Below are 16,730 nucleotides of genomic sequence, written 5' to 3'. Positions count from 1 at the left end.
CAAGGTTGGCTTGCTGTGTGGGAGCCATCTTCTGCCGATTGATCCATAGCGTCCAAGACCGATATACAATGCTTTGCATAAGTCCTGCCTATAGATGGTGAGCCCGATGCTGTTGCGACATTTGCGTTATCTGCTGGCCGTGGCCGACCACGGCGGATTCACCCGGGCGGCGGAGGCGTTGCACGTGTCGCAGCCGACCCTGTCGCAACAGATCCGCCAACTTGAGGAAACTCTGGGGGTGGCCCTGTTTGATCGCACTTCGCGCACGGTCAAGGCCACCGATGCCGGCGAGGCTTACATTGAGTGTGCGCGGCGGGTGCTGGTGGAGCTGGAGGCGGGCAAGCGGGCATTGCATGACGTGAAGGATCTGTCCCGTGGCAACCTGCGTCTGGCCATGACCCCGACCTTCATGGCGTATCTGGTCGGGCCGTTGGTGCGTGATTTCGCGGCGCGCTACCCGGGTATCCATCTGCAGATTCTCGAGCTGTCGATGGACGATATCGAGGCTGGACTGGCGGACGATTCGTTGGATATCGCGATTGCCTTTACCCCGGTGCGCCACCCCGATCTCGAGTGCATTCCGGCGTTTACCGAAACCCTGGGGATCATGGTCGGGCGCGAGCATCCGCTGTACGACAGCAGCGGGGTACTGACGTCGAGTGACCTTGCACAGCTGGATTTCGCCTTGCTGGCACCGGACTTCATTACCCGGTTATCAATCGATGAATATTTTCGTCAGTTGGGGATCACGCCGCAGGTGCGCATCGAAGTGAACTCGGTGAGCACGTTGCTGGAGGTGGTGCGACATGCGCCGATGGCGACGATGTTGCCCGAGGCGATTGCGTCCGAAGACCGCGCGTTGCGTCGCTTGAGCGTCGAGCATGAAGCGCCGCAGCGTGGAGCGGCGTTGTTGCGGCGGCGCAATAATTACCACAGTGCGGCGGCAGTGGCGTTCATGAATCTGGTGCTGGAACTCAATATCCCTCTGTAGGAGCTGCCGAAGGCTGCGATCTTTTGATCTTGATCTAAAAAACAAGATCAAAAGATCGCAGCCTTCGGCAGCTCCTACAGTGCAGTTTCAGGGAGCAATAAAAAGGGCCTGCTTCTTTTGGAAGCAGGCCCTTTTTATTTATTGAAGTTGTAACTCAGCAAAACCGGTCAATCACCCGAACTTCATTCTTGTTCTGCATCGAATCCCACGCCTGTTTCAGCGTCTGCAGCACATTGCCGATGAAGTCCTTGTCGGCTGCGGCTTTCTTGCCGACATAACCGTGGCCGCGGCGGTACATCTTCAGGCGGGCCAGCAGGTTCTGGTTGTTGCGGTCGAATTCTTCTTCACCAGCGTGGGGCGACAGGCAGTCGATATGCACCTGACCCGACTTGCTGATCCAGAGAATGTGGCTGTCGTGGCTGTCTTTTTGCGCCGCGAACATACGAGCCAGTTCTTCGATAGTAGGTTGATTGTTCAGATTCATGATGTTTGCCCCTTGACCAGTCTGGTGATCTTTCAAAGTTGATTCGCTAATACAGGTAGCCCATCGGTTAGTTGATCCCTGGCACCGAAACCAGGACGTCAGCGGTCGCCCGTGAGAAGTACGGGGTCATGCGTCTGTTGCATGTAGTCGTGTTGAATAACTGCTACGCAATAGCGTCACAACGAGGAGAAGCAGCGAAAACCGGGAGGCTCCTTGACGACGTTTTCAGGGTCGACCACAAGCATCTTGAGAATTTTCGCCAGCGCTTCTCGTCCTTGTACTGGACGTTCAGGCCAGGTCAGCTTCTTCAATCTGCCTTGTGGGCAGCGTGTATCCGGAAAAAACAACTCGGCGGTCAGACGAGTTTGCTCAAGCGTGTTACCGATGTTCCCGATCGGGGAACGTCTTCATCATGCAAAAGCAAAACGACGCCGTCAACGGTTTTGTAGTGATTATTTTTGATCACTACATATTGTCGGACAAAGCTGTTTTGGAACGAGAAAAGTTCCGTTCAGGCAACGGACGCGGGGCTGTGAAAGATGTAGAAGGTGCAGGGATAACCGTCGACCGAACGCTGCTGGCGGACGAACTCACCACCGCTCAATTTGGGGATCAACCGGGCCCAGAAGTGCCGTGCAGGCAGGTTGGCGTCGATATGAAAAATCTGCCACTGACCGGGCAAACGACTCAAGAGGGCAGAGACGACAAACTGCGCGACGCCTTGGCCACGGAAGCGTCGTGTGAGGAAGAGGTAGCTGATGTTGTATTCAGTGCCCTCGATGCGGGTGTCATTGTCGACGATCACGAACCCGGCCAATTCGCTGTCGATGCGGATCAGGAAAGGTTGGGTAGCTGGATTGCGCCAGTAGTCGTCTTTCGGCTGAATACTGAAGAAGCCATGTTCGCCGAGTTTCAGTGGTAGCCATTGGCTGAAGTCGTACATGTAGAACTGCATGAGGTTTTCGATGGTTTGCAGTTCGTCGCGGTGGGCGGGGTGCAGTTCGATGGTGGGCATTGGGGAGAACTCCTGAAGATTGCGGCTTCAGTATTGTCGAATCATACCTTGTGGCGAGGGGATTTATCCCCGATGGGCTGCGAAGCGGCCCCAGCTTTTCCTTAAACCGGGGGACTGCTGCGCAGTCCATCGGGGATAAATCCCTTCGCCACAGTTGCCCCGGCGGTTTTGCTTCGGGTCGATTTGCGTTTCTTTTTCCACGGCGCGGCAGCCTTGCCGGCCGGTGGCGGGCCGCTGATGGTCAGGTTCAGCGCAGAACAGCGGGTGACCTGCTTGCTCATCCACGCCGCCTGTTTGGTGACGAACTCTTCCAGACTCATCTCGCCGCTCTGCACCATGTCCAGCGCCTGCTCCCAGATGGCGGTGGTGCCGGGATCGGCAATCGCCCGCGGTACGGCGTCGATAAGGCTGAAGGCCGGCGGGGTCGCGGCCAGCGCCTTGCCGTTCTTCACCAGATAACCACGATCCAGCAGGCCCTGAATGATCGAGGCGCGCGTGGCTTCGGTGCCGATGCCGGTGGTGTCCTTGAGTTTCTGTTTGAGCAGCGGATCTTCCACCAGTCTGGCGACGTTCTTCATCGCCTTGATCAGATCGCCTTCGGTGTAGGGTTTCGGCGGCTGCGTCCAGAGGTCCTTGAGGTTCACGCCGGCCACGGCGCAATCGATACCCTGGCTTAGCGCCGGAAGCGTTTGTGGGGCTGGCGCTTCACGGCCCTTGGCCGGGGCGAGGGCTTCAGGCAGGGCACGTTTCCAGCCCGGTTCAATGATCTGCTTGCCGACCGCGCGCAACGCTTCACCGGCGCAATCGAAATCGGCCTGAGTACGATCGTATTCATGGTTGGGCAGGAATTGCGCCAGATAACGCGCGCGAATCAGGGTATAGACCGCCCGGTGTTTGCCGCTCAGGCGTTCGAGATTTTTCGCCGCAGCCGTGGGGATGATGCCGTGGTGGGCGCTGACCTTGGCGTCGTTCCACGCTCGGGAGCGACGCTGCGGGTCGAGGTGACCGTTCAGCGCGTCGAGGCTCGGGTCGGCCTGACGCAGTGCCGCAAGTATCCCCGGCGCTTCGCTGTGCTGGCTCAGCGGCAGAAAGCCGCAATCGCTGCGCGGGTAGGTGATGACCTTGTAGGTTTCGTAGAGCGCCTGGGCGATGTCGAGGGTTTCCTGGGCGCCGAGACCGAGTTTCTTCGAGCAGACTTCCTGCAGGGTGCCCAGATCGAAAGGCAGCGGTGCCACTTCACGCATGCGCTCGGTGCGTAGCTTCATCACCCGCGCAGTGGCGGCATTGCTGATTGCCGCCGCCGCTTGTTGCGCCAGTGCCTGATTCAGACAGCGATCCTGATCGTCGCAAACGTTGCTGGTCGCACGCCATTGCGCAGTGAACCGCGTGCCGTCGTGCAGCAGTTGCACATCGATCGCCCAATACGGCACCGGGACGAAATCGGCGATGCTGCGGTCGCGATCCACCACCAGTCGCAGCGTCGGCGTTTGTACCCGACCGACCGGCAGCACGCCCTGATAGCCGGACTGCCGGCCCAATAGAGTGAACAGGCGGCTCATGTTCATGCCGATCAGCCAGTCCGCCCGCGAGCGCCCTAGCGCCGAGTGATACAGGCTGAAGGTTTCCGCTCCCGGCTTCAGCGCGGCCAGAGCCTTGCGAATTGACGCCTCGTCCAGCGCCGACAGCCACAAGCGCCGGATCGGCCCGCGATAGCGGCAGTGTTCGACCAGTTCCCGGGCAATCATCTCGCCCTCACGGTCGGCGTCGGTGGCGATGATCAGCTCGCTGGCCCCGCCGAGCAGGCGCTTGACCGCCTTGTACTGGCTGGCGGTACGCGGCTTGACGGTCATTTTCCACTTGTCCGGGATGATCGGCAGATCCGCCAGTACCCAGCGTTTGTAGCGCGCGTCGTAGGCATCCGGTGGTGCGGTTTCCAGCAGATGGCCGATGCACCAGGTCACTGTGACGTCCGTTCCCAGCCAGCAGCCGTCGCCCCGACGCCTGGCGCCCAGCACGGCCGCGATGTCTTTGGCCTGGGAAGGTTTTTCACAGAGGTACAGCCGCATAACCACCGTCGTCGATCAGTTCACTGGAGGTGCACAGAATGGCCGCAGTTGGCGCTCGGGGCAACTTTTATCTGTATGGATATACAGATCAAAACATTGCCGGAGATGACCGGTATTATCGGGACGTCGCGAGCGGCTATCGAGAAATCGATTGGCAAGGCAGTTGACGCCCGTGTCAGGTTCACCGGGCTTCTCAGAAACGCGAGTGACCGGGCGATCTCGCTAGTGGATCGCCGTGCTCGACGCGTACTGCCAACTCTGAAACAAGGAAGTCCCACCATGGCTCAAGCCAAAGCGAAAACCAGCAGCGCCTATGACGAAGTGAACGCCTTCAGCCACCTGTACGACCGTGGCGTCGGCCTGGTGAACGGCAAACCGTCGTTCACTGCCGACCAGGCGGCTGACGAAATCCTGCGCAAAAACCTGTCGTGGCACGACAAGAACGGCGACGGCAAAATCTCCCTGACCTACACCTTCCTTACCGAGAAACCGGCAAACTACAATCCGAACCTCGGCAACTTCAGCCAGTTCAGCGCTCAGCAAAAGGCTCAAGCCATACTGGCCATGCAATCCTGGGCCGACGTGGCCAAGGTCACGTTCACTGAGGGCAAGGGCGGCGACGGCCACATGACCTTCGGCAACTACGACGTCAGCACTGGCGGTGCGGCGTTCGCCTACCTGCCGAGCGGCGGCAGCTATGATGGCCAGTCGTGGTACCTGATCAACAACCAGTATCAGGTCAACAAGACCCCGGACACCAACAACTACGGGCGTCAGACCCTGACCCACGAGATCGGTCATACCCTTGGCCTGTCGCACCCGGGCGCCTACAACGCCGGCAACGGCAACCCGACCTACAACGACGCCAAATATGCCGAAGACACCCGTGGCTACAGCCTGATGAGCTACTGGAGCGAAGCCAACACCGACCAGAACTTCAGCAAGGACGGCAGCGGCGCCTACGCCTCGGCACCGCTGCTGGACGATATCGTCGCCGTGCAAAAACTCTACGGCGCCAACTATGAGACTCGCGCCGATAACACCACCTACGGTTTCGGCTCCAATACCGGGCGCGATTACTACAGCGCCACCTCGGCGTCGTCGAAGCTGGTGTTCTCGGTGTGGGACGGTGGCGGCGATGACACGCTGAACTTCTCCGGCTTCACCCAGAACCAGAAAATCAACCTCAATGAAGGCTCGTTCTCCGATGTCGGCGGGCTGGTCGGCAACGTGTCGATCGCCTATGGCGTGACCGTGGAAAACGCCGTTGGCGGTTCCGGCAATGACCTGCTGATCGGAAACTCGGCCGTCAACCATCTGTTCGGCGGAGCCGGCAACGACATCCTTTACGGCGGTGGCGGCGCGGATGTGCTGTGGGGCGGCGAGGGTGCGGACACCTTCGTGTTCGGTGCGGCCAGTGACTCGACCAACAACCAGCCGGACTGGATCATGGATTTCAAAAGCGGCGTGGACAAGATCGACCTCTCGGGCATCGCCGGTTTCGCCACGGGCGCGGCCACGCTGAACTTCGTCAGCGGTTTCACCGGCCATGCGGGCGATGCAATCCTGACTTATTACGCACAGAGTGGTCAGACCGGGCTGCTGATCGATCTGACGGGGCAGGGTGAGGTGGACTTTGCCGTAGGTGTGGTGGGGCAGGCGCTGGCGACGGATATCGTGGTTTGAGCTGATCCTGACTGACACCGATTCAGGGCAACTATCGTCCTGTGGCGAGGGAGCTTGTCGAATCGTCGCACCGTCCCGCTCGGCGGCGAAGCCGTCGCAAACTCGGAAATCGCGTTATACCTGACACACGCGATTCCCGGATTCAGGGCTGCTACGTAGCCCAGCGGGACGGTGCGACGATTCGACAAGCTCCCTCGCCACAGTTCATTTGTCCCTGGAGAACCCCCCATGAGCACCACCGGCCTCAACCCCGTCATTACCCTCGAAGAGCTTCCCGGTTGCCTGCTGGTGAAGTTCCACGGCATCCAGGTCGCGGCGTCCTCGCATGTGCTGGTCCTCCATGAGGCCAACTACCCGCCGGTGTACTACGTGCCCCGCGAGGACATCGACGAAAAATACTTCGCCCGCACCGACCACACCAGTTATTGCCCGTACAAGGGCGACGCCAATTACTTCAGCCTGCAGGTGCCGGGGCATGAGGCGGCGAATGCGGTGTGGACGTATGAGAAACCGAAAATCTCGGTCGATGCGATCAAGAACTATGTGGCGTTTTATCCGGACCAGGTGAAGTTCGAGGTGATCAAGGCGGATGCCTGATTCTTGGCTGAGGAGATTCAATTGTGGCGAGGGGATTTATCCCCGATGGACTACGTAGTAGTCCCCTTTTTCACGGGGGCGCTACGCACCCCATCGGGGATAAATCCCCCTCGCCACAGGTTTTTTTCACCCAAGGATCATGTGCGCAGGTTCAGATTCAGTTCTTGTCCAGATCGATATTCTTCGTCTCCCGCAGACAAATCATTCCCACCACCAGGCTCACCCCGGTAATCAGCACCGGGTACCACAGCCCATAGAAAATATCCCCGGTGTACACCACCAACGCGAACGACACCGTTGGCAGGAAGCCGCCGAACCAGCCGTTGCCGATGTGATACGGCAGGGACATCGAGGTGTAGCGGATGCGCGTCGGGAACAGTTCGACCATCAGCGCCGCCAGCGGGCCGTAGCACATGGCCGAGATGATGATTAGCGCGACAATCAGTGCCACGATCATCGGTTTGTTGATCTGCTGCAGGTCGGCCTGTTGCGGGTAGCCGGCGAGGGTGACGGCGCCGCGCAGGGCCGATTCGTCATAGCCGTCGATCTTCACGTCGCCGATGCTCACCTGCACGCCGCTGCCGGCCGGCGCTGCGGCGCTGGTGTAGGGCAGGCCTTGCTTGACCAGGAAGGTCTTGACCTTGTCGCACGGGCTGTCGAATTTGGCCTTGCCCACCGGGTCGAACTGAAAGGTGCAGGTTGCTGGGTCCGCCAGCACGGTGATCGGCGCCTGACGACTGGCCTGATCGATTGCCGGATTGGCGTAGTGGGCGAGGGATTTGAAAATCGGGAAGTACAGCGCCGTCGCCAGCAGCAAACCGAGCATCAACACCGGTTTGCGTCCGACCTTGTCCGACAGCCAGCCGAAAATGATGAAGAACGGCGCACCGATCACCACGCTGATGATCAGCAGGCTGTTGGCAACGGCCGGATCCATTTTCAGAAACTGGGTCAGGAAGAACAGCACGTAGAACTGCGCGGCGTAAAAGGTCACCGCTTGCCCGGCATTGATGCTGAACAGCGCAATCAGCACGACTTTGAGGTTCTCCCATTGGCCGAACGATTCGCGGATCGGCGCCTTCGACGCTTTGCCTTGCTCTTTCATTTTCAGGTAGGCCGGCGACTCGTGCAGGCTCAGGCGGATCCAGGTGGAAATGCCCAGCAGCACGATCGACAGCAGGAACGGAATACGCCAGCCCCAGACTTCGAATTGGTCACCGGTGAAGTACCGGCAACCGAGCACCACCAGCAGTGACAGCAGCAGACCGAGGGTCGCGGTGGATTGAATCCAGCTGGTGTGGAAACCGCGCTTGCCGATGGGCGCGTGTTCCGCCACGTAGGTCGCGGCGCCGCCGTATTCACCGCCCAGCGCCAGGCCCTGGAGCATGCGCAGCACCACCAGAATGATCGGCGCGGCGATGCCGATGCTGGCGTAGTTCGGCAGCAGACCGACACAGAACGTGGCGATGCCCATCAGGACGATGGTCGCGAGGAAGGTGTATTTGCGCCCGATCATGTCCCCCAACCGACCGAACACCAGCGCCCCGAACGGCCGCACGATAAACCCGGCGGCGAAGGCCATCAGCGCGAAGATGAACGCCGTGGTGTCGTTGACGCCGGCGAAAAACTGCTTGCTGATCACCGCCGCCAGGGCGCCGTAGAGGAAGAAGTCATACCACTCGAACACCGTCCCCAGGGACGAGGCGAAGATGACTTTCTGTGTGGCATTGCTGGTGCTGGCGCCGCTCGCGGCATCCAGCGGCTGAGCGTGTTCTGACATATCGGTATCCCTCACAGTGATTGTTTTTGTTGTTCCACTGGTGTTGCGCGCTGCCTTGAACGAATTACACGGCCCCCTGTAGGAGCTGCCGCAGGCTGCGATCTTTTGATCTTGTAAAAGCCAAAGGCAAAAGATCGCAGCCTGCGGCAGCTCCTACAGGGTGTGGGCCAGTTCGGGAGTGGGTGTGCAGGTCCTGATCGGTGGGTTGAGGATCATCTGCGCCGCCTTCTCGGCAATCATCAGCGTAGGCGAACAGGTGTTGCCCGAGGTGATGCGCGGCATGATCGAGGCGTCGGCGATGCGCAGGCCGGGCACGCCATGCACGCGCAGTTGTGCATCGACCACCGCGTCAGCGTCATTGCCCATGCGGCAGGTGCCGACCGGGTGGAAGATCGTCGTGCCGATTCGCGCCGCCGCTTCGTGCAGTTGCACCTCGCTCTGCAGGCTGTCGCCGGGCAGATACTCCACCGGTTTGAACGCCTGCAGGGCTGGGGCGCTGACGATGCGGCGGGTCAGGCGGATCGCATCGGCGGCCACGCGCAAATCTTCGGGATGGCTGAGGTAGTTGGGTTGAATCAGCGGCGCGTCCTGAGGATTCGTCGAACGGATGTCGATCCGCCCACGGCTCTGCGGACGCAGATCACAGACCGACGCGGTGAACGCCGGGAAACTGTGCAGCGGCTCGCCAAAGCGCTCCAGCGACAGGGGTTGCACGTGGTATTCAAGGTTCGCTGAAGTCTGCTCCGGCCCGGATCGGGCAAACGCGCCCAACTGACTCGGCGCCATCGACAGCGGCCCGCTGCGGTCATACAGATAACGCAAACCCATGCCCATCTTGCCCCACAGGCTGCCGGCGATCTGATTCAACGTGCGGGCGTTTTGCAGTTTGTAGATCAGGCGCAATTGCAGGTGATCCTGCAGGTTGCCGCCAACCCCCGGCAGCTCATGAATCACGCCGATGCCGAGGCGTTCCAGCAACGGCCGCGGGCCGATTCCGGAGCGCTGCAGAATGCTCGGCGAACCGACGGCGCCGGCGCAGAGGATGATTTCCTTGCGCGCCTTGAAGCATTTGACCTGGCCTTGGTGGCGGGCACTGACCTTCGATGCGCGGCCGTTTTCCAGCAACACGCGATCCACTTCAACGCCGGTCAGCACCGTCAGATTGGCCCGCTCGCGAATCGGTTTGAGAAATGCTTTCGCCGCGTTCCAGCGCACCCCGGCCTTCTGGTTGACCTGAAAGTAGCCGCAACCCTCGTTGTCGCCCTGGTTGAAGTCGTCGATGCTGGCGATGCCGCTCTGTTCGGCGGCGCTGCGAAACGCGTTGAGAATCGGCCATGACAACCGCTGTTGCTCAACCCGCCATTCACCCGTGGCACCGTGAAATTCAGCGGCGCCGGCAAAGTGGTTTTCGCTCTGTTTGAACAGTGGCAGCACGTCGTTCCAGGCCCAGCCCGGATTGCCCTCGGCCGCCCAGCCATCATAGTCGCCGGCCTGGCCGCGCATGTAGATCATGCCGTTGATGGAGGAGCAGCCACCGAGCACTTTGCCGCGCGGGTAACTCAGGCTGCGACCCTGCAGGCCGGGTTGGGCTTCGGTCTTGAAGCACCAGTCGGTGCGTGGGTTGCCAATGCAGAACAGATAGCCGACCGGGATGTGAATCCACGCATAGTTGTCGCGTCCGCCGGCTTCGAGCAGCAACACCCGCTGCTGCTTGTCTGCCGACAATCGATTGGCCAGCAGGCACCCGGCAGGTCCAGCACCGACCACGATGTAGTCGTATTCATCAAGGGAAGTCTGCATTCCCTGACCTCGCTTTTTGTTTTTATTGTCCGACACTCTAGTTGTCAGCTTTCGTTAAAAGAATGTTAGTTTTTACCCAGCCGCTGTGCGTTTTCGAACAGCCTGGCTTGACCCTGGCTGACAAGGACACCCCATGTTCGACTGGAACGACCTGCGGTTTTTTCTGGAGTTGCAACGCAGCGGCCGCCTGCTCACGGCCGCCCGACGCCTGAACACCACTCACGCCACCGTCGCCAGGCACATTGAGGCCATCGAACGGAGCCTCGGCACCGCACTGTTCGTCCAGCATGCCCAAGGCTACGAAATGACCCCGGCGGGGGAGGCGCTGCTCAAGCACGCCGAAGCCATGGAAAACGTCGCGCTATTGGCCCAGGAAGAGATCACCCAATCCACCGCGCCGCTGGGCAAGATCCGCGTCGGCGTCACCGAAGGGCTGGGTATCAAGTTTCTCGCCAGCCGCATGATCGGCCTGTTCGAACGCTATCCCGGCCTGGAGGTGGAGCTGGTGGCCGTGCCGCGGTTCGTCAGCATCCTCAACCGCGAGGCGGAAATCAGCATCCACCTCGAACGCCCGGCTGCCGACATGCTGGTCACGCGCAAACTCACGGACTATCGGTTGGCGCTCTACGCCAGTCAGGCCTACCTCGACAAGGCACCGCCGCTACAGAGTCGCGAAGACCTCGCCCGGCATGCGTGGATCGGCTATGTGGATGATCTGCTGTTCAGCCAGGAACTGATGTTTCTCAACAGTTTCTGTCGCAGCCCGCGCGTTGTATTCCACAGCACCAGCGTGATCGCCCAGCAGGAGGCGGCGCGCTCGGGCCTGGGGATTGCTGTGTTGCCCTGCTATATGGCGGCGTCGGATCCGGATCTGCGCCTGTTGCTGCCGGATGAGCGCATTGAGCGCAGTTACTGGATCAGCACCCGGCGCGAGCTGCACAAATCGGTGCGGCTGCGGGTGGTCTGGGATTATGTGGTGGGGCTGTGCGAGGCGGAGCAGGGGCTGCTCACCGGCAAACACTGACACCTCAAGGTTTTTCAGCCGGCTCGAGATTTCACCGATCTGGATCAATATTTCCCTTTGAAATATCACCTAACTTAAAAGATCCAGGCCCTTGTTGCGGTATCGACTACAGTGCTCCGGTGCGCAATTTGCTGCGCTCATGGAGTAGCCCGGCAGCCCCCACCAATAACCACAACGGGTCGCCAGGCAGAGTGCAGCAAGGAGCTGACGTAGAACTCCCCCTGAAACTTTTCACGGATGAACATCGTAATGCACTGCCTCGAACGCACCTTTGATATCCAGCCCCTGACCCAGGCGGATATGACTGTCCACATCAACGGCCAACCGGTTAGCGCGGCCATCGGTGAAACGGTCCTCAGCGTTATCCAGTCCCTCGGTGTGCGCCAGGTCGCACGCAACGATCATGACCAGATCAGCGGCGCCTATTGTGGCATGGGCGTGTGCCAGTGCTGCCTGGTGAAAATCAACGGTCGGCACAAGCGCCGAGCCTGCCAGACGGTGGTGCGCGACGGTATGCGGATTGAAACCCGGGTCAACCGCATCAACGAGCAGGAGGTCGTATGAGCCTGCAACCGGTGATCGTCGGCGGTGGTCCGGCGGGGATGGCGGCGGCCATCGAGCTGGCGCGCCATGGTGTGCGCTGCACCTTGCTCGAAGAGGCTTCGCGCCTCGGTGGAGTGGTCTATCGCGGGCCGTTGCGTGACGGCGTGCAACTGGATTACCTCGGGCCACGTTATTCCGAAGCCCTGAGCAAACTGCACGGTGATTTTCAGCAACAGGCCGGGCTGATTGACGTGCGCCTGAATCATCGCGTGGTTGGCGCCGAAGGCACCCGTGCCCTGGTGGTGCTGGATGGCGATGAGCAACTGCATGAGATCGATTATCCGCAATTGCTGCTGGCCGCCGGTTGTCACGAACGCAGCGTGCCGTTTCCCGGCTGGACCCTGCCGGGGGTGATCATGCTCGGCGGCCTGCAACTGCAAATCAAAAGTGGCGTGGTCAAGCCGCAGGGGCCGGTGGTCATCGCCGGTACCGGGCCGTTGCTGCCGCTGGTGGCAACGCAGCTGCACGCGTCCGGCGTCAAGGTCGCGGGCGTATACGAAGCCTGCGCCTTCGGCAAGATCGCCCGCGAAAGCCTGGCGTTGCTGAACAAGCCGCAGCTGTTCCTCGATGGTTTGAGCATGCTCGCTTACCTGAAACTGCACGGCATTCCGATGAACTACGGCTGGGGCGTGGTCGAAGCTCACGGCGACGGCGAGCTGAAAAGCGTCAGCGTGGCACCGTACTCGGCCACCTGGGAGCCGGACCTGACACGCATCGAGCGCTTCGAAGCCCAGACCCTGGCGGTCGGTTACGGTTTTATCCCGCGCACCCAGCTCAGTCAGCAGATGGGCCTCGACCACGGTTTCAGCGACGACGGTTACCTGCGCGCCAATGCCAACAGCTGGCAACAAAGCAACGAGCCGCATGTGCACCTGGCCGGTGACATGGGCGGCATTCGCGGCGGTGAAGCAGCGATGCTCGCCGGCAGAATCGCTGCCACTTCGATCCTGCTGCAACGCGGGATTATCGAAGAGGATCTGGCACGGGTACGCCGCGACCGCTACTTGGGCAAACTCAAATCCATCGTGCGCTTCCGCGCGGCTGTTGATCGCTACACCGAACGTGGTGTCGGCCAGACCGCCTTGCCGGCTGCCGATACGGTGATCTGCCGCTGTGAACATGCGACCCGCGCGGACATTGATCTGGCGCTGGAGCAAGGCGTGCAGGACATCGCCAGCCTGAAGATGCGCACCCGCGTCAGCATGGGCGATTGTCAGGGCCGGATGTGCGTCGGCTACTGCAGCGATCGCCTGCGCCAGGCGACCGGGCGCAAGGACGTTGGCTGGTTGCGTCCGCGTTTCCCGATCGATCCGATTCCTTTTTCCGCGTTCCAGTCCGGCGGCACGGAGGCCGTTTCCCATGAGTAAGTTCTATGACGTGATCATTGCTGGCGGCGGCGTGATCGGGGCGTCCTGCGCCTATCAATTGTCCAAGCGCGAGAACCTCAAGGTGGCGTTGATCGACGCCAAACGCCCGGGCAACGCAACCCGCGCTTCGGCCGGCGGCTTGTGGGCCATCGGCGAGTCGGTGGGTCTGGGCTGCGGAGTGATTTTCTTCCGCATGATGTCGGCCAACCGCAAACGCGAAACCCAGGGCGCGGCCGTCGCGGTGGACGCCAGCACGCCGCATATCCTGCCGGAGTCGTTCTTCGATTTCGCCTTGCAGTCCAACGCGCTGTACCCGGCGTTGCATCGCGAGTTGAAGGACAAGCACGGGATGGATTTCAAGTTTGAAAAGACCGGACTGAAGTTCGTCATTTATGACGACGAAGACCGGCTCTACGCCGAGCACATTGTCGGCTGCATTCCGCATCTGGCCGATCAGGTGCGCTGGCTCGATCAGGCTGCGCTGCGCGAAGCCGAGCCTAGCGTCAGCCATGAGGCTCGTGGGGCACTGGAATTTCTCTGCGACCACCAGGTCAGCCCGTTCCGTCTCGCCGATGCCTACATGGAAGGTGCGCGGCAGAACGGCGTCGACATCTTCGTCAATACCAACGTCACTGGCGTGTTGCACCACGGCAGCCGCGTGACCGGCGTGCAGACGGCCGAAGAGGGCGTGTTCCACTGCAAGACCCTGATCAACGCCGGCGGCGCCTGGGCGGCGGATTTGAGCGAATGGGCCACCGGTGTGCGGATTCCGGTGAAGCCGGTCAAGGGCCAGATCCTGCTGACCGAACGCATGCCGAAGATCCTCAACGGCTGCCTGACCACCAGCGACTGCTATGTGGCGCAGAAGGACAATGGCGAGATCCTGATCGGCAGCACCACCGAAGACAAAGGCTTCGACGTCACCACCACCTACCCGGAAATCGCCGGACTGGTGCAGGGCGCGGTGCGCTGCCTGCCGGAACTCAAGGACGTCAATCTCAAGCGCACCTGGGCCGGATTGCGTCCGGGGTCGCCGGATGAGCTGCCGATCCTCGGGCCGATGCGTGGGGTGGAAGGGTATCTGAATGCCTGCGGACACTTCCGCACCGGCATCCTGACCTCGGCGATTACCGGGGTGCTGCTGGATAAACTGGTCAACCAGGAAGCACTGCCGCTGGATATCACACCGTTCCTCGCGGATCGGTTTGAGGTGGCGCCGGTCAAGCAAGAACGGGAATTAGAGCTGGCCTGATCCAATCCCCTGCGGCAGCTCCCACAGGGTTTTCGGTCGTTCACAAAACCTGTGGGAGCGGGCTTGCCCGCGAAGGCGTCGGTGCTGTCGGCCTGAAGTTTGGATCTGTGCAAGGACGTCAGGCCTTGCGCGCTTCCTCTTCCAGTTGATCCGATTCGAACAGCCGCGCCAGTTCCGCGCGGGCTTCCTGAGCGGTCTGCAGGACTTTGGCCGCGTCGTCGTAAACGGCGTGCTGCGCCTCCAGCACCTGCTCGTCGTGGTGCTTGAAGCGCTTGATCCGCGCATCGGCCTGAGCCTGGGTCAAACCCAGGCCGACCAGGGTACGGCGGCTCATTTCCAGACTGGAGTAATAGGTCTCACGAATCGGCTCGGCGCCGACATCCACCAGGCGGTGCACGTGCTGACGGTTACGTGCGCGGGCGATGATCTTCATGTGCGGATACAGCTTGCGCACGATCTCGGCGGTCTTGATGTTGGTCTCCGGATCGTCCGTGGCAATCACGAAGTATTCCGCCTCGCCAACCTTTGCCGCATTGAGGATTTCCGGGCGCATCGGGTCGCCATAGAACACCGGTACGCCGCCAAAACTGCGCGACAGTTCGATGGTTTCCACCGAAGTGTCGAGGGCGACGAACTTGAAGTTCTGCGCTCGCAGAATCCGCGCCACGATCTGGCCCATCCGGCCCATGCCGGCGATCACCACGCGCGGTGCCTCGGTATCGATTTCGCGGAATTTCTCCGGTACTTCCACCGGCTGCACTTTCGGGCTGACCAGCCGTGCGCAGATCAGCAGCAGCAACGGCGTCAAGGCCATCGACAAGGTGATGGTCAGCACCAGCAAGTCATACAGGCGCGGTTCGAACAAGCCCTGATCGCGCCCGATCTTGAACACCACAAAGGCAAATTCACCGCCGGCGGCGAGCACGATACCCAGGCGAATCGCACTGACCTTGGTCAGCCCACCAGCTAGGCGCCCGACCACAAACAGCAGCGGCAACTTCAAGCCGATCAGCAACAGCGTCAGGCCCAGCACGGTGATCGGCGCACTCAGCAGCAGACTCAGGTTGGCGCCCATGCCGACGCTGATGAAAAACAGCCCGAGCAGCAAGCCCTTGAACGGCTCGATTTGCGCTTCCAGCTCATGCCGATATTCGGAGTCCGCCAGCAGCAGGCCGGCAAGGAAAGCCCCGAGGGCCATCGACACGCCGACCAGATCCATCAGCCACGCCGTGCCGATCACCACCAGCAATGCGGTGGCGGTAGACACTTCCGGCAGACCGGTTTTCGCCACCACGCGGAACACCGGACGCAACAGATAACGCCCGCCGACCACCACCACGGCGATCCCGCCGAGTACTTGCAAACCGTGATTCAGGCTTTCCGCGTTGCTGGTGGCATGCGCGCTGCCGGCGAGCATCGGCACCAGCGCGATCAACGGGATCGCGGCGATGTCCTGAAACAGCAGAATGGCAAACGCCAGCCGCCCGTGCGGGCTGGTGAGTTCCTTGCGCTCGGCCAGGCTCTGCAGGCCGAATGCGGTGGACGACAGCGCCAGGCCAAGGCCGAGCACAATTGCACTGTTCAGCGGCTGACCGAACACATACAACGCCAGCACGCCGATTACTGCCGCTGTCAGCAGCACCTGCGCCAGGCCCACGCCAAACACCGATTTGCGCATCACCCACAAGCGCCGTGGCGACAGTTCCAGGCCGATGATGAACAACAGCAGCACCACGCCCAGTTCGGAAATATGCGCGACACTTTGCGGATTACCGATCAGACCGAGCACCGACGGGCCAATGATTACCCCCGCCAACAGATAACCGAGCACCGCGCCCAGTTGCAGACGTTTGGCCAAGGGCACGGTGAGCACTGCGGCGAACAGAAACACGACAGCGGCTTGTAACAGGTTGCCTTCATGGGGCATGGGTTGACTCCTGACAGCGGTACGGCGGGGGTGACAAGGATAAAGGCTGAAACGATTCAAGATCCACCGAAGATCCGCTGCAGGAGCTGCCGCAGGCTGCGATCTTTTGATCTTGATTCCGGAGATCAAAAGATCGCA

13 protein-coding genes are annotated in these 16,730 nt (G+C 60.9%); 7 read left to right on the top strand and 6 right to left on the bottom strand.

Translation table 11 applies throughout. The features are described 5' to 3' along the window. Window positions 1-106 precede the first annotated feature (106 nt). Entirely contained in the window at window positions 107-991 is an 885-nt protein-coding gene (gene cynR / locus L6D63_RS07820; protein ID WP_131671301.1) for a transcriptional regulator CynR, read from the top strand. Window positions 992-1,145: 154 nt separating this feature from the next. Here the strand turns inward: cynR and L6D63_RS07815 are convergent, their stop codons facing one another. The 3 genes from L6D63_RS07815 to L6D63_RS07805 all read right to left on the bottom strand — a co-directional run bounded on the left by L6D63_RS07815 (window position 1,146) and on the right by L6D63_RS07805 (window position 4,556). Next, entirely contained in the window at window positions 1,146-1,475 is a 330-nt protein-coding gene (locus L6D63_RS07815; RefSeq protein WP_047293552.1) for a hypothetical protein, read from the bottom strand. A 511-nt stretch (window positions 1,476-1,986) separates the two neighbouring features. After that, window positions 1,987-2,490: a GNAT family N-acetyltransferase gene (locus L6D63_RS07810; RefSeq protein WP_131671302.1), complete on the bottom strand. Its 504-nt coding sequence runs from the start codon at window positions 2,488-2,490 to the stop codon at window positions 1,987-1,989. A 101-nt stretch (window positions 2,491-2,591) separates the two neighbouring features. Continuing rightward, the gene (locus L6D63_RS07805; RefSeq protein ID WP_131671303.1) at window positions 2,592-4,556 is read right to left on the bottom strand and encodes a DNA topoisomerase III; all 1,965 of its coding nucleotides are present in this window, start codon (window positions 4,554-4,556) and stop codon (window positions 2,592-2,594) included. Window positions 4,557-4,835: 279 nt separating this feature from the next. On the opposite strand from L6D63_RS07805, the gene L6D63_RS07800 reads away from it, so the two are divergent. Both L6D63_RS07800 and L6D63_RS07795 read left to right on the top strand, forming a co-directional pair. After that, window positions 4,836-6,242, top strand: a complete 1,407-nt coding sequence (locus tag L6D63_RS07800) for a serralysin family metalloprotease (RefSeq protein ID WP_095668916.1) — start codon at window positions 4,836-4,838, stop codon at window positions 6,240-6,242. Between the two features lie 228 nt (window positions 6,243-6,470). Further along, on the top strand, window positions 6,471-6,839 hold the full coding sequence (locus tag L6D63_RS07795; RefSeq protein ID WP_047293561.1) for a DUF427 domain-containing protein: 369 nt from the start codon (window positions 6,471-6,473) through the stop codon (window positions 6,837-6,839). A gap of 157 nt (window positions 6,840-6,996) precedes the next feature. Here the strand turns inward: L6D63_RS07795 and L6D63_RS07790 are convergent, their stop codons facing one another. Then, window positions 6,997-8,619, bottom strand: a complete 1,623-nt coding sequence (locus L6D63_RS07790) for an MFS transporter (protein ID WP_047293563.1) — start codon at window positions 8,617-8,619, stop codon at window positions 6,997-6,999. Window positions 8,620-8,772: 153 nt separating this feature from the next. After that, window positions 8,773-10,419, bottom strand: coding sequence for a GMC family oxidoreductase (locus L6D63_RS07785; protein WP_131671304.1), 1,647 nt, complete (start codon window positions 10,417-10,419; stop codon window positions 8,773-8,775). A gap of 133 nt (window positions 10,420-10,552) precedes the next feature. On the opposite strand from L6D63_RS07785, the gene L6D63_RS07780 reads away from it, so the two are divergent. From L6D63_RS07780 to hcnC, 4 genes are all read left to right on the top strand, one after another. Next, a complete protein-coding gene (locus L6D63_RS07780; protein ID WP_047293567.1) occupies window positions 10,553-11,443 on the top strand; it encodes a LysR family transcriptional regulator in 891 nt (296 codons plus the stop codon). A 249-nt stretch (window positions 11,444-11,692) separates the two neighbouring features. Further along, entirely contained in the window at window positions 11,693-12,007 is a 315-nt protein-coding gene (locus L6D63_RS07775) for a (2Fe-2S)-binding protein (protein WP_047293821.1), read from the top strand. After that, window positions 12,004-13,413, top strand: coding sequence for a cyanide-forming glycine dehydrogenase subunit HcnB (gene hcnB / locus L6D63_RS07770; RefSeq protein WP_047293569.1), 1,410 nt, complete (start codon window positions 12,004-12,006; stop codon window positions 13,411-13,413). The genes L6D63_RS07775 and hcnB overlap by 4 nt, the downstream gene beginning before the upstream one ends. After that, entirely contained in the window at window positions 13,406-14,665 is a 1,260-nt protein-coding gene (gene hcnC, locus L6D63_RS07765) for a cyanide-forming glycine dehydrogenase subunit HcnC (RefSeq protein WP_131671305.1), read from the top strand. The genes hcnB and hcnC overlap by 8 nt, the downstream gene beginning before the upstream one ends. 118 nt (window positions 14,666-14,783) lie before the next feature. Here the strand turns inward: hcnC and L6D63_RS07760 are convergent, their stop codons facing one another. Next, the gene (locus L6D63_RS07760) at window positions 14,784-16,592 is read right to left on the bottom strand and encodes a monovalent cation:proton antiporter-2 (CPA2) family protein (RefSeq protein WP_131671306.1); all 1,809 of its coding nucleotides are present in this window, start codon (window positions 16,590-16,592) and stop codon (window positions 14,784-14,786) included. Between the last annotated feature and the right edge of the window lie 138 nt (window positions 16,593-16,730).

This window comes from Pseudomonas parakoreensis (assembly GCF_021602155.1).
GTDB lineage: Bacteria > Pseudomonadota > Gammaproteobacteria > Pseudomonadales > Pseudomonadaceae > Aquipseudomonas > Aquipseudomonas parakoreensis.
The sequence above is the reverse complement of the archived record's forward strand: the minus strand, read 5'-3'. Positions and strand labels throughout refer to the sequence as shown.

Excerpts from the sequence above, each read along its gene's own strand:
- cynR (WP_131671301.1), top strand. The coding sequence starts at position 107 with ATGCTGTTGCGACATTTGCGTTATCTGCTGGCCGTGGCCGACCACGGC.
- L6D63_RS07815 (WP_047293552.1), bottom strand. The coding sequence starts at position 1,475 with ATGAATCTGAACAATCAACCTACTATCGAAGAACTGGCTCGTATGTTC.
- L6D63_RS07810 (WP_131671302.1), bottom strand. The coding sequence starts at position 2,490 with ATGCCCACCATCGAACTGCACCCCGCCCACCGCGACGAACTGCAAACC.
- L6D63_RS07805 (WP_131671303.1), bottom strand. The coding sequence starts at position 4,556 with ATGCGGCTGTACCTCTGTGAAAAACCTTCCCAGGCCAAAGACATCGCG.
- L6D63_RS07800 (WP_095668916.1), top strand. The coding sequence starts at position 4,836 with ATGGCTCAAGCCAAAGCGAAAACCAGCAGCGCCTATGACGAAGTGAAC.
- L6D63_RS07795 (WP_047293561.1), top strand. The coding sequence starts at position 6,471 with ATGAGCACCACCGGCCTCAACCCCGTCATTACCCTCGAAGAGCTTCCC.
- L6D63_RS07790 (WP_047293563.1), bottom strand. The coding sequence starts at position 8,619 with ATGTCAGAACACGCTCAGCCGCTGGATGCCGCGAGCGGCGCCAGCACC.
- L6D63_RS07785 (WP_131671304.1), bottom strand. The coding sequence starts at position 10,419 with ATGCAGACTTCCCTTGATGAATACGACTACATCGTGGTCGGTGCTGGA.
- L6D63_RS07780 (WP_047293567.1), top strand. The coding sequence starts at position 10,553 with ATGTTCGACTGGAACGACCTGCGGTTTTTTCTGGAGTTGCAACGCAGC.
- L6D63_RS07775 (WP_047293821.1), top strand. The coding sequence starts at position 11,693 with ATGCACTGCCTCGAACGCACCTTTGATATCCAGCCCCTGACCCAGGCG.
- hcnB (WP_047293569.1), top strand. The coding sequence starts at position 12,004 with ATGAGCCTGCAACCGGTGATCGTCGGCGGTGGTCCGGCGGGGATGGCG.
- hcnC (WP_131671305.1), top strand. The coding sequence starts at position 13,406 with ATGAGTAAGTTCTATGACGTGATCATTGCTGGCGGCGGCGTGATCGGG.
- L6D63_RS07760 (WP_131671306.1), bottom strand. The coding sequence starts at position 16,592 with ATGCCCCATGAAGGCAACCTGTTACAAGCCGCTGTCGTGTTTCTGTTC.